Origin of the sequence: Pseudothermotoga sp. U03pept (assembly GCF_051235805.1) — a bacterium.
Taxonomy (GTDB): domain Bacteria; phylum Thermotogota; class Thermotogae; order Thermotogales; family DSM-5069; genus Pseudothermotoga_B.
In genome coordinates this window covers 794,449-810,309 of record NZ_JBPNXV010000001.1, presented here as the reverse complement: position 1 = coordinate 810,309, position 15,861 = coordinate 794,449, and the positions used below count along the sequence as shown (strand labels likewise).

Sequence of the window (15,861 nt, the reverse complement as noted above, 5' to 3'; positions counted from 1 at the left end):
TTGCACAGCAAACTCTTTCTGGCCGTACCTTTGCCGTTGCGTTGAGAATCTGTCTCAACTAACTAACTGAGTTCTTTTCCGTAGTTGATCGTTTATACTGTTGAAGAGGTGGCAAATCAAATGAAAGATGTAGTTTTACTTTTTCTTCTCCTCAGCGTCTGTGTAATCGCCCAGATGTTCTCTGCACAAGAAGTTCTCCAAGATGCCGAATTCATTTTCGATAAACTGAAGGATGTTCATCCAAATATATTCCATGCGCTTTCTGAAACTCAAGCGCAAAATGAATTTTCAAAGCTTAAAGCACACCTCCAGATGAAAGGGCAGTGGGAGATCAGAGAGATCTTCAAATTGCTATCTGAGTTCGTTGCAAAGTTCAAAGATGGGCACACATACCTATCTATTACAGATCAGTTCTCTGAGCATCTCAATGCGAATGGCAAAGTAGTGCCTATCTTTGTGTTCTTCAACGATGAAGAGATAATCATTTTGGCAGACGTTGAAGGTAAGATTGAAGAACCAGGTGTGTTGGTATCTTTGAACGGTTTGTCTTCTGAAAAGCTGAGAGAAGAGATCTTGAAGACGATCAGTTATGAGAGAACTCCTTTTGCTTATGTCAAAGCCTCCCAGTTGTTCCATCTCTACTGCTGGGTGATCTTCAAAGAGCAAGAAAGCTTTCAAGTTGAGTACTTAACAAAACAGGGTACACTGCAGAAAACAGAACTCAAATCGGTGAACTTTGAAGAGTACAAAGCTCGCAGAGAGCAGATGAATATCTCGAATGAAAAATTGTGGGACTTTTCTGCGATCGAGCAAACAGCAATCTTGAGAATCAACACATTCGGCTCAGCGTATGAGAAAGATCTTAAAGAGTTCATCAGGCAATCTTTTGAACACATGAAACAGGAGAATATTAAGAACCTAATGATAGACATCAGAAAAAACGGAGGTGGAAGTTCAGAACTCGCTGAATATCTTTATTCCTTCATAAGTGATAAACCTTATAGGGTTTATGCAGAAGTTCATGTCAAGTATTCAGACGACGCGATCAGGAAATTAAGAATCTTTGATCCTATATTGCTATTCAGAGTAAAGGTACTCAACCAAAAGATTATCGTGAACAAAAGTAGCTTTAAAAAACCAAAGAAAAACGACCTCTTGTTCAACGGCAGCGTCTTTGTACTGGTTGGACCTCAGACCTTTTCGGCAGCAGCTGACTTTGCTGCGATGGTGAAAGATTTAAAGGTTGCCACGATAGTGGGTGAAGAAACTGGAGGGCTTGCTTCTTGTTATGGCGATGTTTTGCCATTCACTTTGCCAAACACAAGATTACAGCTTGGAGTATCGTTCAAGTACTTTGTTCGCTGTGGTGGTTTTGATGATAAAAGAGGGGTGCTACCAGATATAATTGTTGAAGAAGATCCGCAGTCCAAGGCAAAAGGTATAGATCGAACAATTCAGGTTGTACTGGAGATGCTAAGCAATTCAAAACGATGAAATGGGAGAAAGAGAAATGATCAGGTTGATAAGCTTTCTTGGAACGTCAAGGTATTCTGAAAGCACTGTACGTATTGTAGATTTTGAAACTAAACAGAAGATTTTTCCATTGGCTCTGATCGAGTATCACCTCAAAGAGAGACCTTCTGAGACAATCGAGGTGATCTTCTTTCTCACTGAAAGATCTAAGCAAAACTGGGAAGACAATGTTAAGCCTTTTCTGCAAGATAGAGCGATCAAGTACAGCTGTGTCGATATAGATGAAAACCTAAGCCCAACAGGAATGATCTCAGATCTTGTCAAGAAGATGACAGCTCGAGTGAACAATGGTGATGAGGTGTTATTAGACATTACGCACAGTTTCAGGATGATCCCATTAATGGCAGTCGTTATCGCTTTGTTTCTCAAAGAGACAAAAGACGTGGAAGTAAGAATAGTCTACGGCAAGTACGACGAAGTCACAAAAACAACAGAGTGCGTTGATATAACTGGGCTTACCGAAATAGTCGAATGGATCTACGGAGCGAAGCTTTTCAGAGAATACGGCTATTCTAAAACTTTGGCTAAGTTGATCACAGGCAAGAACAGCGAGTCTTACAAGAAACAAGATCAAGAAAAACCGAAGAGGCTTAGTTCCCTTGCATCTGCGCTGGAACAACTTTCTCTCTCTGTCAGGCTTGGATCGATCAGGTTGTTGAGACAACACTTGGCTAAGTTCTTAGAGTTGTTCAAAGACACCACCGACACGAGAGAAGAAATACAAAGGTGCTTGCCACAACTCGATCTTTTGATCGATTCAATCATCGAAAGGTACAAAAAGCTTGACGCAAATTCTGGAGATATTCTTCTAAACGAAGAAGAATTGGTTGCAGAAAGAGAGCTTGTTAAGTTCTACCTACGGACCGATGATCTGGGAATGGCTTTACGCGTTTGCACAGAGTATCTGATAAATATTCTATTCTTCTACCAAGGCAAAGCAGATCCTGACAAAGTGCTGGACATAAAACAAAGAGAGTCTGCAAACCCGTATATCTTAGGAAAAGAAGCTAAGACAATCAAACAAGCGAGAAATCACATAGCCCATTTTGGTTTCAACAAAGATGAACTCGCAGGAATTGGGAAATTGAGAGAAGCCATCGAGAAAATAAGTGAAACACAGCTCGAAGATTTCTCACTGAAAGCAAAAGAAACCTCTAAACTAAGAGCCGTTCTGACTCCTCTTGGAACCACAGAAGGAGCTCTTTATACAGTCCTAAACCATTTTTCACCAGATTTGTTAGTTGTTGTGACCTCTGAACAAGGAAAAGGGATTCTTCCGAATATTTTGGAAAAAGCATGTTATAATCGAGAACACCGCGTGATCATTGTGAAGAATCCATTCACCGGTATCGAAGAAACAGAACAGATTGTGAACCAAGCAAAAGAATATCTTAAAGAAGCGACTGAAGTTGTCATAAACCTCACTGGCGGCACGACATTCCTGAGCTATGTGATAGAAAGAATAAGAGACGAAATCAGACATGGAAGAACCATAAAATCGGTTTTAGCCGCAGATGAAAGACCCTACGAAGAACAAAAGAAAAACCCATACGTCGTTGGAAAGATTCTGGAGTTACCAAGATGACACACTTTGCACAAAATCCTCCAGCCTGAAGATATCAAGATTGGAGGCGGTGACAAAGAGAACAAGCCTGCAAGCTACTCTTCTTTAGGGGAGTAGTAAGGGCTTGCGATTTGGATGAGTTTCGTGCATAATTATATTGCAAGGCTATCTTCGCCTTGGAAAAGAGATGGAGAACAGGTATCTTGGCTACGGCCAAGTAGTAGTGGGATTGGCACCCGTCAGAGGTGTAAGGTACAGACCACACCTCTGTAGCCATGGAGTTAAAACAGCTCCATGGAAGGTGGCCTCCAGCCACTAAGAATCCCATCCCCTTTAGGGGATTGGGAGTGTCAATTGAGAATAAACATCTTTTTATTTCTCGTACTATTGTGCTTTTTTGTCCTTCTAACCTCTTCATGCGCCACTCTTCTTAACTACCCACCAACTACACCGAGCAATCCAAGTCCAGCTGACGGTGCGGTTGGTGTCTCACCGTACAACTTGTTGCTCAGCTGGAACTGCAGTGATCCAGATGGTGATCTTCTCTTCTATGATCTGTACTTTGGCACACAGAATAACCCACCTCTTTTTTATGTAAGCAATTTAATGTCATCGAGTTTTTATATTGGCAATCTTTCTGAGAACACGACTTACTTTTGAAGAATAGTTGCTAAAGATTCGAACAGCAGTACTAAAGAAGGTCCCATTTGGTCTTTTACAACAGTAGCTTTGAGCGAGCTCACAATCACTGTTCTTCCAAAAACTGTGACCATAGGCAGAGTCAACTACGTCAAGGCAATTGTTTTGAGTGAAAACGGCAGTCCGTTGCGAGACGTTGACGTGACCTTTGAATACCTTGATGGAACTTGGAAATCACTTTCTACAATCAAAACAGATTCAAATGGAATAGCCTCTCAGGAATTTCCTTACAGAACCCCCACCAGAAAGTACATCTCTTTCAGGGGATTGTGATGAATGGTGGTAAACTTGTGGTGTAATTGCTAATGTAGAATAGGTGGTATTTGAGTGGTAAACACGGCAAAAGCAGAAAAGATTAAAAGGGCTCGGATTGAAACTAAACAGAGAAGAGAAAATCAACTACCCATAGTGTACGAACTTAAAATTTGTTTGAACAACCTTTCTGAAATAACAAAACAAAGGCTGTTCAACCTATTCAACGAAGCCAAATGGCTGTACAACTACGTTGTGGCTGATGTTAAGAACAGGCTCAAGTATGAAACATACAAGCTCAAAGAAGTTGAGATAAAAGTTGGAGATGAATTTCAGAAAAGGCAAGTCACAAACCTCTCTTCACAGATGAGACAAGCAATACTCGAACGAATTAACCAAAGCCTGTATGCACTACACAAAAGCAAGTCTAACGGCAATAGAGTTGGTGAGCTAAAGTTTAAGCGATACATTAACTCTATCCAGCTCAAACAGTACGGTTGTACATTCAAGTTTCTCAACAGCCAAAAGACGAAAGTCAAAATACAAGGCTTTAAGAAACCATTTCGAGTCTTAGGTGGACATCAGATTCCAAAAGACTGTGAAATAGCAAAGGCAGAACTCATCAAGAAACCATCTGGTGTGTACCTATTCGTGACCTGCTATGTAGACAAAGATAGGTATGTTGAAGTTTGGCAAGAGAGAATTGACAAGAACGGAGCAGTAAAACCACGAGAATGGAACAGCTTCGATACTCCAATAGGAATAGATCTCAAACCAAACGGAGTGGTATTGTCAAATGGGCTAAAGCTTGAATGGCGGATAGAAGAAAGCAAAAGACTTAAGAGATTGCAAAGAACTCTTGCAAAAAAACAAAAAGGCTCAAAGCGATGGAATGAGGTTAAGCATCAAATTCAAAGAGAACATGAAAGGTTAACGAACATCAAGACAGATGTGATTAACAAGATATGCTCGTTGATATACAGATATAAGGCTGTATACCTTCAGGACGACAGTGTGAAGGGTTGGCAAAAGGGACAATTTTCAAAATCGGTTCACTATAGTGCAGTAGGGATAATTAAGAGAAGACTGAGCTACAGTCTTCGAATCTCTACTGTGCTTTTGGATAAGTACCAGCCGACAAGTAAAACCTGTTCTGTTTGTGGACACAAGAACGAAGACTTGACTCTGTATGACAGGACTTTCAACTGTCCTAAGTGTGAAAGCGAGATTGATAGGGACTTAAACAGTGCAATGAACATGTTGAAATTCGTAGGGCTGGACCGGTCCGAAGTCAAGCCTGCGGAGCAGGAAACCGCTGTCAGGATATTGGGGAGCAATCCCTATATTCTGATAAGCTTCTTGCGATGAAGCAGGAAGCCCATCCCCTTTAGGGGATTGGAAGGAGGTCAAAATCGCACGTGCCCCGGCATTGATGCAACGATCAGCATTTTCTTTCCAACATCATCAAACCAATGGAACGAGTACAGCAATGATCTATCAACACTGCTCTTTAACACAGATTGTCCAGGATGGATAGAGTTTCTCGTAGAGTTTATCAACTAAATACCCTGTGCATAAAGTACAGATGAACTTGTCAATCTTCACACGGTCTATTTACAGAGAAGGCAATGCCATTTTCTCGAGAATTGTTCATCTTATTGCTTGAGTATTTGCATCCTTCAAGAACAATTCATTGAGATCACTAAATGAACTTCGATCTTCAAAGTTCTCAACACTGTAGCGTGAAGCACAAAAAGAAGTTGAAAGAAATTGCGTAGATTCTGTTATAATAAGAACGATAATGATTATCATTTTCACAAAGAGGTGGTAGTATGTTGAAAATGACGAAGAACAGGGAAAACATACTCCAACTCATAGAAGATTCATCTGTACCACTGAGTGCGTACGATGTAGAAAAGCTTTCTAAAACCAGTCTTCCGACGGTTTACCGAGCTCTCGATTTTCTGTTGAAAACTGGACAGATCAAATCTTTCTCGCTTCATCAGTGCAACTACTATTATTCTGCTTCTAAGCACAAGCATTTTTTCATATGTTCAAAGTGCAAGCAGTTTTTCCCAATCGATGACTGTTCCATGGAAGAGTATGAAAAAGCTCTTCAGAGAAAGATGAAGATCGAAATACACGAACACTTTGTTCTCTTCACGGGTCTGTGCACGAGCTGTTTGAAAGAGAGGGAGTGTGAGGTAAAATGAAGTCGCTATCGTTGACCTTCATATTCATCGCAGCAACCATATTCGCATCTTCGTTGAGCGTGGTTGTCACAATCAATCCTTACTATCTATTGCTCAAAGAGATTGCAGGTGATAGGGTCGATCTGACGCTCTTGATCAAACCAGGCAGTGATCCGCACACCTTCAGCCCGACTGTAAGCGATGTTAAGAAACTTGCAAAGGCTGACTTGATCATCGCAAATGGCTTGGGTTTAGACGATGCGTATTTGAGGAATTACAGGAATGTGCTCTATCTTGGAAAACACATACCACAAGATCTGCTCGCTTCAGACGAGTCTCATCATGAAGATGAAAAAGACGAGGAATCTGAAAGTGTAAACCCACACATTTGGCTTTCACCAGACTTTCTGAGTGATTACATAACACCAGTCTTAGCAGAAGAACTAGCAAAAAGAGATCCAGATAACGCCGAACTTTACCTATCACGTGCAACCAAACTTTCATTGTCCTTGAAGAATCTTTCGGCTGAATTTGATCAACTTCTCTCAAATCACGCAAATTCCGTGGTGATTCTCGAACATCCATCTTATTTCTACTTGTTCAGCAAATACGGCATAAAGATTTTCTCAGTTGAAGAGGTTCATGGAAGGCAACCAACCATTTCACATATAAAAGAAATAATTCAGCAAGCAAGAACTTCCAAACTTTTGGGCATTTTCGTAGGACCACAGTTCAATGTATCAGCGATTGAAACCATATCGAAAGAACTGAAGAAGAAATACAGAATTCTCGATCCACTCGGATTGAATGCGAAGAATGTACTCGATCTCTTCGAAGACGCTTACAGGACTTTGAAGGAGGCAATCGATGAAAAGTGATATAGCCATAGCCGTAAAAGATCTATCTGTTAGGTTCAACGATGTAGAGATACTCAAAAACGTCTCCTTTGAGATCAAGAAAGGCACCTTCACTGGGCTCATCGGTCCAAACGGTGCCGGTAAATCTACCTTGGTGAAAGCCATCTTAGGTTTCGTAGAACACACAGGTACGGTGCTACTGAACGGTAGAGTAGGATATGTACCACAACTTTCTTCTTTCAGCCGCGAATTCCCCATGACTGTCTATGATTTTGTGAAGCTTCCAGTTAGAAGTCAACCTAACTGGAAGGAAAAAGCCAACGAAGTTCTAAAAGAAGTCGGCCTTGGTGGCTTTGGTCCCAAGCTAATCGGCACTCTCTCTGGAGGAGAGTTTCAACGTGTCTCACTCGCACGTGCGCTCATTTTGGAACCAGAGATACTCATACTCGATGAGCCAGAATCTGGGGTAGACGAGATGGGCAAGGCAAAGTTCTATACCTTGCTCAACGATCTTAAAGATAGAAAACAGATAACAGTCTTCATGGTGAGCCACGATATAGGCTTGATATTCGAAAAGTGCGACAACATAATGTGTTTGAACAAGACACTGCACTGCCATGGTCCAAGACAGAATGTGAATCTGGAAGAGGTCAAAAGGATGTTCGGGCAATTCGATATTTGGATCAGAGGCCTTCATCATTATGAGACCGAGCACAAAGGAAGTGAAAGAGATGAACATACTCAGTGATATTGTTAACTTTGAATTCTTGAGATATGCCCTTCTTGCCACGTTAATAGTTTCCATATCGACCGCCACCATTTCGCCGATCATTGTTTATAGAGGTATGGAATTCATAGGTGATGGCTTAGCCCACGCCATATTTGCCGGTGTTGCACTGGCTGTGATTGCAAGATTCAATATCTTCATAGGCGCGGTAATTGCAACGGCTTTTTTTGCCTATCTCATCTACAAGTTGAACAACACCCAGATTTTTCGAGAAAGTACAGCCATTGGCATACTCTTGCCAGTATTCATGTCCGTTGGTGTGATCATTTTCTCGAAATCACCTCGCTACACCACGGATGTGACTTCCTATCTTTTTGGAAACATACTCATGGTCGCAAAGCAAGACATCTACTTTTTGTCTGTAATTGCCGTGGTGACGATCGTTGTGGTTTTCACAAAACTTTACGATATATCCTATTGGATCTTCGATGAAACGATGGCAAAGTTCTACGGCATGAACGTGAACTTGATCAAGCTATTGATTCTCTTTATCACATCTTTTGTCGTGGTATCTGCTTTGAAGATAGCCGGTGTCATTGTGATGGGCGCCTTCTTGGTCCTCCCCGGCGTCTTTGCGAAGGTTCTTGCTAAGTCCTTGAAAGAGGCGATCATCAAAGCCATCTACTTCAACTTATCCATATCTTTTATCGGTTTCACAATCGCTTATTACTTTGATCTTCCACCAGGTCCAACCTTAGTGCTGCTTGGTTTTGGTGTTTTGGTTGTTTTTCTGTTCAAAGAATCGAGAAAACGTGGGCAAAAGAGATCGTTTTTCAAAAACTCTTGATTTGCATTGCCTTACCAACTTCATTCTCTTGCCAAACCACAGATTAAATGAATTGCAGTCTGTGGCATTACCATGCAGCAGAAAACCTACTTAGGCAGTCAAGTAAGTTCTTCTGATTTCTGAACTGAACCGCAGCTGAACTAACCTTAATCAATTCAAGCGCAATTGATTTCCATGAAGCTTTCTAATTACATTCTAATCTTTTCGTGTGATAATTGAATATCCCAGAAAAGGAGGGGGTCGCAGATGGCCCGCAAGCTTATTTTAATACTCTTGGTCGTTTTTTCACTCCTTGTGAGTGCCGCCGAGTACAGAAAAACCATCGAAGAAAGGATCGAAGTCCAACAAGACGGCTCTGCATTGATAACAAGAAAAGAATACGTACCAGCCTCTGAACTGTCAAAGATCTACGTGACTCACTATCAAGAAATGAGCGCACCTGTCAGTTTGGCTGCCAGAGTTTCGGCTCTTCAGCAGGAATACATCGACGAAATAGTCAAGGGGTACTACTTTTTGTACAACACGGCCCCCACGCTTTTGCCAAACGGCATGAATGTCACGATAGACAGTGCGGGTAACTATACATCTGTCTTGCAAATGAAAGCCACTGGCTTTGTAACTTCTAAGGGGAATGGCTTTCTCGTTTCCAGGAAAGCCTTCGACAGCGAAAAGATGGCAGAGAAATACCTTGAATATGAAATAGATGCCAGAATCTTTGAATCACTCTTTGCAAAATCAGCACGCGACACGATCGTTACGCAGAAGACCACCACAGTGATCTTACCGAGTGGCTCACAGATACAGCAAATAAATCCAGTCTTTGAAAAGGCTTTTTCAGGAAGCTGGTCTGTAGACTTCGGCGGTGGTAGTTATTACAAGGCGTCTTTTGAAAAACGAGCAGATGGCTTCGTACTAAACGAAACTATTGTCACCAGTGGAGCAGATCCATCGAACCTTGCAGATGAAAAACTCAGCGAAACTGTTCTCGAAAAACTCAGAGATTACACAGCCTTTCAAATCCTTTTCACCAACAGCAAGATCACTGCCCTCACAAAAGCCGCGCCACATCCAGTAAAAGATGATTTTTCCAAGAGCTGGAACTACGATGTGTGTAATCAAAGGGAGTACTCTGCCACCTTCACAGAACAAAATTCAACGGTTACCGCCAAGATTGTCATTACATTCTCTGTGAACACCAAAATAGTTTGGGAGCACCACTGGGTCAAGACAGGGACATTCAAGTGGAGTTACAAGTTGAAGAAGTTTGAAGCCTCGTTGACTTTGTCACCATCATTTGCACCTTCTGTTCAGCTTCGCGCGAATGGCACCTTTGACAAAAGCTGGTCAAAAGAACTTTTTTCAGTAAGTCAGACCAAGAGTTTCACTGTGGCTGGCATTCCCGTGGTGATCGTTCTCAAGGCACGACTTGATGCGAAGAGTAATGCAAAAGCTTCTGGGGTTGTCAACGCCAACGCCTCAACAACCTTTGGCACTACGGCATCGGTCACAGTCAGATACCAAAACGGCTGGGGTTTCACACCCACTTACAACGTGAACTACTCTGGGATAAACTTCAATGCAAATGCGAAGGTAACTCTTGAGGATAAAGGTGAGCTTCCCGTGACTTTCAGCGCTTACATATACAACGCTGCAGGACCATTCTTGAGAATAACACCGTGGATAAAGTCAGAGACTAATGTCTCCGTTGGCGGAACAAACCAGGTGGGCTACAAAGTTACAGGTGGTGTGAAAGCTTCAGGAGGTGTAGAGATGGCAGGCTGGCTGAAGAAGTTGTGTGGTAACATACCCTCTATCGAGTACACTTTCTGGGACTGGAGTAAAACATTGGCAGAGGGCACTCGCGCCTTCTGATAGAGAAGCTCATATTCAAAAACTATACCCCCACTACTGGTGGGGGTTGTTTTTGTTGAAAGGTTTTCATAGCATTTAGGCTTCAAAGTTCCCTGACTCTGTAAGTTGAAAAGACTGAAGTCTTTTCAAAAGAATGAACTTGCATGAACTGGGTGTATTATCTGCATAGGAGGGATTCTGATGAAAAAGCTACTGAAAGAGTTTTCCGATTTTCTGAAGCAGTATAACGTTATAGGTTTAGCGGTTGCGATTATCATCGGCGGCAAACTCAACCAATTTGTCACGGCATTTGTGAATGACTTGCTCATGCCTGCTATCTTCCAGCCAGTGCTTACAAGTATGAGGCTGGGGAAGATAGAAGAAATTCAATGGTACGGGATTTTTTGGGGAAAGGTTATTTCAGCGGGAATTGACTTTCTGATTGTTGCGTTGATTGTATTTTTGCTTGTAAGATCTTTCAACAAAGCTGCGGCAAAGGCAAAGGCTGCGGCTGAGTTGGCAGCAAAGAGGCTCGAGGAAAAAACTAAAAAGGATTAGCCTAAAAAGGCAAAGAATGAGGACTAACAAGGTTCTAAACTTTGAAGACCATCTCCTCCATATCGTCTGTTGGGACATTGAGTAGCGCATCAAATGCGTACAAATCGCCCCTGGCGAGTGAGTCAGCGATGCGGTTCATCTTGTCGTGTTTGTCAACCTTGGTGAAGGTGACTTGGAGTCCTTCTCTGATCGCGTCGTTGTAAATAGATATGTACAACTTTGAGGTTAAAGAAGATGGCTTGCTCCGACCTGTTGCAAGTTTGAATATGCCATCGTAGTCGTAACATATTTCAATTGCCCTGACACCCTTAGAGATCGCGTAAATTAAGGCTTTGGTTGCAGCCATGAGTTCTCCGTCAGTACTTGAGACCCTCTTTCCTTGCACGATACCAGACGAGTAATACCTTACAGTTCCACCATCAGAGAGATCAAGGTATGCCCAGCGTGCCACATCTTCACCAGGACGTTGACTGCCATCAACGTAGACCTTGATCTTCCTGAAATCGACCTTTGACGAAACGTAATCACTTGTGTCCGAACACACATCTTTCACCTCCCGCGATCAAGAAGAAGCGCAGATTTTCACCTGCGCCCGAAAGGTTGTTCACAACTCTACAGAGAGATCAGATCTTTGAAAGAGATCGTCGCACTTTTAACCTTAACGTATGTGAAAATGCAGTCTGAAAAATATCTTACTCAAGATAGTGTAAGAGTGCTGTTATGAGCTGCTGGCATTTGGCTAAATCTCATGAAGTCATTCTCTTGGGCAGATCTTGTTTTCAAAGACCTTTTGAAAATCTCTGCATTATTTAAGACCTGTTCGAATGAGAGTTTCTGACAGATGATTTTTCACAAAAATCTTCGCTGGTGACACTGGATTTTGAAAAGAGTTGCTCAAATCTTTGATCTTGTTCAAAAAGATGATGGCTTGCACGAACTTAGAGCAACTTTTTCTTAAGGTATTCAATGGTTCTTAGGAAACACCTTATGTGCTGTTAAGATCGAGATGTAAAACATACATAAAAAAGAGAATGAAGAAAAAACAGGTGGGTGATCGAGAATGCTTAGAGATATTTTAGAAGAGAAGATGAGTTTGACAGATTTTCTTGAACACTTGGAGATACCAGCCTACATCGTTGATGAACACAAAAACATTGCTTTTGGAATCAAGCAGCCACAAAACTCACCGGTTACACCGAAGATAGGGTGACTGAAAAGACCCGTGCAAAACAAATTCTAGACCATGTTGAGAGAAACCAAGCCTTGTTTGTACCACGGAGCTGTGTTCGCTAAGAAAGGCATAGCTGTGCAGGCACCGTTTGCTGTCTATGGTTTGACAAAATCAGACTATGAATTCTGTACAAAAAAGGGAGAAGCCTTTTGACATTGACCTCAAGGGAAAGAAAGTAGTCATACTTGCCCCCATCTTTCAGAACTGGATACCGAGACGCTCAGGGTTTTTGTGAAGCAACATTTTATTTATTTATAAGCAATTTCTTGAAAAGTTCACTAGTTTAATACGTACTTTGCGCCGCCTCTTGTTCCAATACGCCTTACTGTGCCTTTTTGTACGAGTTTCTGTAGCATTCTCAATGCTGTAGATGGACTGATGTTGAGCAGTTGAGCGACTTCCGAGCGTGTTATAGAACCTTTGGATTTTATATGTTCGATTACCATTTCTTCCTGGCTTCTTGCTACAACCTTGAACTTTTCCTTTCCAAAGACATTTTCGTTTGTCCTTTGAACAAATCCGCGATCTTCCAAACGCCAGACGAAGTACATAACTTCTTCTTTTCTTCGTTGGACTGCCTTTGAAAGCTCGTCGAGTGTTGTCTTTCCATCATTGTTGTATAGATGGTACATTATAAGCAATTCTTCGGGTGTGAAATCTTCTCCGAGGAGTCTTTCAGCGATTTCACGTTTCCACTTGCTCCCTATCAGTATGAGTGAAACGTGTTTGCTATTAACATCCCAGATGGGAAGTGATTTTCCGTATTTTGCTTGACCAACGAATATCTTATCGACTCCACGTCCTGTTTTTTCCACGATGCCTGTGCGTCTGAAGAGTTCTGAGAGCAGCGGGTTTCTTGGATATGGTGTTATCGATAAAATGTTCTCTACTGTTACACCTTCAACAAATCCTCCCGGGTTTGAGATAACCAATCTGCCATCTTCATACCAATTTATCGAGACGGAACCTGCAATCGAGAAATCCCTGTGTATGAGTGCGTTCGAAACAGCTTCTCTGTATGATTCGTTGTCGATAAGAGGGATTTCATATCGTATTCCATCCTTAATTACTTCGCCGATTCCTTTGTTATAGATTTTGTATATGCTCATCAGATCGAAAAATATATTTGTCAAATTGGTGTGGTATACTTTTTGTTCCTTTAGTTCAGTTCCATCAAAATAATTCAGTATGACTTCGTGAAACGGCATGAACTCATGAAGAATAGTATCTTTACCACACACGAGTAATCCAGCCAATGTAATGTTTTCTTCACTTGTCACTATCCCGAGAATTCTAAGTATCTCATCGACGGAAAGGTTTCGAAGTTCCGCTTGATTTTGCTTTGTGATTTTCAGAAGGAGTTCAACAGCTGACTCGTCCAAGGCTTCTTTCCCGATACTGAGCTTCTCAGCTGTCATGTCTTTTTGACCAGTGAAAGTAAGTACGGAAAGTATTTCGTGGGGTTCGAGTGGTAGGCAAGAAGGTCTGTTATCGCCTTCCACACCACGTCTTAAGTATTTTCCATCAGCTGTTGCTGTTAATACCTGCTTGGGGATCTCGATGATTATAACATCCTTTTCTTCGTACTTTTCAGCCCATATTTTTACCCATGTGTGCGGTCTTGTTTTTGCATATATCTTTGCTCTTAGTTCTTCGACTGTTTCGGTCTTTGATCTCGGAGTGCCGCTAACAGAACCGTCATCTTCCACACCTATTACCAAGTATCCTCCTTTGTGATTTGCAAGGCACACAACTGCTTCAATTATAGTATCCAACTTCAGTTGTCCCTTTCTGTCTGACTTGAATTCAACCCGCTCATTTTCGCCCATTCTAAGCAGTTCATGAAGCATCTTTCCACCTTCTTGAAGAGCAGATTAGTATCCAATTGATGCATCAGCGTTCACAACTGATGCATCACAGTATTCAGATGATGCATCATAATCCACATATGATGCATCACTATTATACTATGATGCATCAAATCTTAGTCATGACTTTGTGGGTTCTCTGAGAGACTTGATATCTATGGAGCAAATGTCACAATGGAAATCTTTATCGGTTTTTATCCAACCTATTGGACAATCTTGGCCGAATTTGTCCAGCGAAATGGATGAATTCTGCCACAAAGTCATTCTGTCGATTGAAGCTAGAACGCGCAAACAGTTCAGAGTTACTTTGAGGACAATGTAAAATCTTTCGTTAATGCCGTCTGTGGCTCATAGTCGATGCAGTCATTTTCTCACAGCCAAATTAATTTGTATGGAAGAACCTTCTCTGGTGAAGAAAAAACCATTGAGAACGCCGAAGACTCCTCAATGGAATTTGTGAAACAATACCTTCAACGGATTGTAATTGATTGTTTCTTGAGCATCTTCATCTTTGGTATTCCACCTATGTTCACAATGCTTGTCATGGTTGCAGTTTGTTGTAGGATCGGCGTGAGTGACATTATGAGAGCTGTTCACTTTCAAGTTTTATTTCATTTGGCAGATCCATTGAAGATGAAAAATGTATCATATCTTTCTCAATGTGTTTTTAAGTTTAGCTTTGATTAACAAGAAAAGTGATTTTTAGTTTATAGATCTTAGAGCAATTCTTCAACAATATCTCTTTTTACGAATTTGACGCTACCACCTTTGCAATATTTCAAGGTGCAGGGTAATCTTGATAATTCCATAACTGTACTTCCAAGATTGGTATGAAGACAGTAGAAATAAGGTACTGTATGCTTTGCCTTTCAAATTCAACTGCAACGTACTGTGGAAAATCTCCTTTATGTTCTTCAAAACACTCTCATATTCGTTGATATCAACATATTCTTTGTATGGGAACATGTATCTGTACTAGAATTCGAATAGCTCGTCTTCAATTTCATGTCTAAAGCTTTTTTATGGGGATTTTTCAATAACGCAGGCGTGGCGTGTTTGATCGATTTAAGTGTCATAAGAGATTTCAGGTATGGATGCTGTTTTCTTGAATCTTTTTCACCGATGCTATTTCATTAAGCAATTGGTGATAATCGTACTGTGGAATGAAGATCTTTACATGTTCAATAGAAATAGGATTCGGTTTGACAACGGCTGTCTTTCTGCCAAACAGTTAATTTTGTTGTAATGTATACCTTCCATAAAGCTTATGCTTGAACCACAAGGGATTAATTTCATTTTTGAATCTTCGCATTCATCAAGCAAAATCTGTAGGACAGATAGTATTTCTTCGTTGCTCTCGGCAAGATACTGAAATTCATCTAGAACCCCAACGAAGTTGTTCTTTTTGGACAAATTGAACGATAGCCTTAAACCATCTTCCCAGCTTTCAAAAGATACGTTCCCAAGATCTAAGAAGTTGCCAAGCTTTTTGGAAAGACTCTCGAGTTGCTCGGCTTTCGAAGCTTTACGTGCTGTGTAGAAAGTGGAGTACTCTTTGATGCAGATAAAGAAGATTGCATATTCATAATTAGCAAAAACAGAAGGTCCAACATGACCTATTCGGAATTTGAGCACTTGAAATCGCTCATCCATTCGATGTGATCTATTCTATCTATACAACT

General features: G+C 41.3%; 14 protein-coding genes. 11 read left to right on the top strand and 3 right to left on the bottom strand.

Going from position 1 to position 15,861, the window contains the following annotated elements; genetic code table 11:
- Positions 1-120: 120 nt before the first annotated feature.
- The 10 genes from ACSFC1_RS04005 to ACSFC1_RS03960 all read left to right on the top strand — a co-directional run bounded on the left by ACSFC1_RS04005 (position 121) and on the right by ACSFC1_RS03960 (position 11,080).
- Positions 121-1,494: a S41 family peptidase gene (locus ACSFC1_RS04005; protein WP_435564833.1), complete on the top strand. Its 1,374-nt coding sequence runs from the start codon at positions 121-123 to the stop codon at positions 1,492-1,494.
- Between the two features lie 16 nt (positions 1,495-1,510).
- A complete protein-coding gene (locus ACSFC1_RS04000) occupies positions 1,511-3,118 on the top strand; it encodes a CRISPR-associated DxTHG motif protein (protein WP_435564832.1) in 1,608 nt (535 codons plus the stop codon).
- Positions 3,119-3,826: 708 nt separating this feature from the next.
- Positions 3,827-4,069, top strand: coding sequence for a hypothetical protein (locus ACSFC1_RS03995; RefSeq protein ID WP_435564831.1), 243 nt, complete (start codon positions 3,827-3,829; stop codon positions 4,067-4,069).
- Positions 4,070-4,123: 54 nt separating this feature from the next.
- Positions 4,124-5,416 (top strand): RNA-guided endonuclease InsQ/TnpB family protein, encoded by a 1,293-nt coding sequence (locus ACSFC1_RS03990; RefSeq protein WP_435564830.1) that lies wholly within the window; start codon positions 4,124-4,126, stop codon positions 5,414-5,416.
- A gap of 464 nt (positions 5,417-5,880) precedes the next feature.
- On the top strand, positions 5,881-6,261 hold the full coding sequence (locus tag ACSFC1_RS03985; protein ID WP_435564829.1) for a Fur family transcriptional regulator: 381 nt from the start codon (positions 5,881-5,883) through the stop codon (positions 6,259-6,261).
- The gene (locus ACSFC1_RS03980; protein WP_435564828.1) at positions 6,258-7,118 is read left to right on the top strand and encodes a metal ABC transporter substrate-binding protein; all 861 of its coding nucleotides are present in this window, start codon (positions 6,258-6,260) and stop codon (positions 7,116-7,118) included. The genes ACSFC1_RS03985 and ACSFC1_RS03980 overlap by 4 nt, the downstream gene beginning before the upstream one ends.
- Entirely contained in the window at positions 7,108-7,845 is a 738-nt protein-coding gene (locus ACSFC1_RS03975; RefSeq protein WP_435564827.1) for a metal ABC transporter ATP-binding protein, read from the top strand. The genes ACSFC1_RS03980 and ACSFC1_RS03975 overlap by 11 nt, the downstream gene beginning before the upstream one ends.
- Positions 7,829-8,671 (top strand): metal ABC transporter permease, encoded by an 843-nt coding sequence (locus ACSFC1_RS03970; protein ID WP_435564826.1) that lies wholly within the window; start codon positions 7,829-7,831, stop codon positions 8,669-8,671. The genes ACSFC1_RS03975 and ACSFC1_RS03970 overlap by 17 nt, the downstream gene beginning before the upstream one ends.
- 246 nt (positions 8,672-8,917) lie before the next feature.
- Positions 8,918-10,543 (top strand): hypothetical protein, encoded by a 1,626-nt coding sequence (locus tag ACSFC1_RS03965; RefSeq protein WP_435564825.1) that lies wholly within the window; start codon positions 8,918-8,920, stop codon positions 10,541-10,543.
- 180 nt (positions 10,544-10,723) lie between these two features.
- Positions 10,724-11,080, top strand: a complete 357-nt coding sequence (locus ACSFC1_RS03960) for an MscL family protein (RefSeq protein ID WP_435564824.1) — start codon at positions 10,724-10,726, stop codon at positions 11,078-11,080.
- A 34-nt stretch (positions 11,081-11,114) separates the two neighbouring features.
- Here ACSFC1_RS03960 and ACSFC1_RS03955 read toward each other — a convergent pair whose 3' ends face one another.
- Positions 11,115-11,624 carry a reverse transcriptase-like protein gene (locus ACSFC1_RS03955; RefSeq protein ID WP_435564823.1) on the bottom strand — a complete coding sequence of 170 codons (510 nt, stop codon included), beginning with the start codon at positions 11,622-11,624 and terminating at the stop codon, positions 11,115-11,117.
- Positions 11,625-12,140: 516 nt separating this feature from the next.
- On the opposite strand from ACSFC1_RS03955, the gene ACSFC1_RS03950 reads away from it, so the two are divergent.
- Positions 12,141-12,290, top strand: coding sequence for a hypothetical protein (locus ACSFC1_RS03950; RefSeq protein ID WP_435564822.1), 150 nt, complete (start codon positions 12,141-12,143; stop codon positions 12,288-12,290).
- Between the two features lie 299 nt (positions 12,291-12,589).
- Here ACSFC1_RS03950 and ACSFC1_RS03945 read toward each other — a convergent pair whose 3' ends face one another.
- Together ACSFC1_RS03945 and ACSFC1_RS03940 are read right to left on the bottom strand one after the other, a co-directional pair.
- Positions 12,590-14,161: an RNA-binding domain-containing protein gene (locus ACSFC1_RS03945; protein WP_435564821.1), complete on the bottom strand. Its 1,572-nt coding sequence runs from the start codon at positions 14,159-14,161 to the stop codon at positions 12,590-12,592.
- 1,191 nt (positions 14,162-15,352) lie between these two features.
- Entirely contained in the window at positions 15,353-15,814 is a 462-nt protein-coding gene (locus tag ACSFC1_RS03940) for an AAA family ATPase (RefSeq protein ID WP_435564820.1), read from the bottom strand.
- Positions 15,815-15,861: the final 47 nt, after the last annotated feature.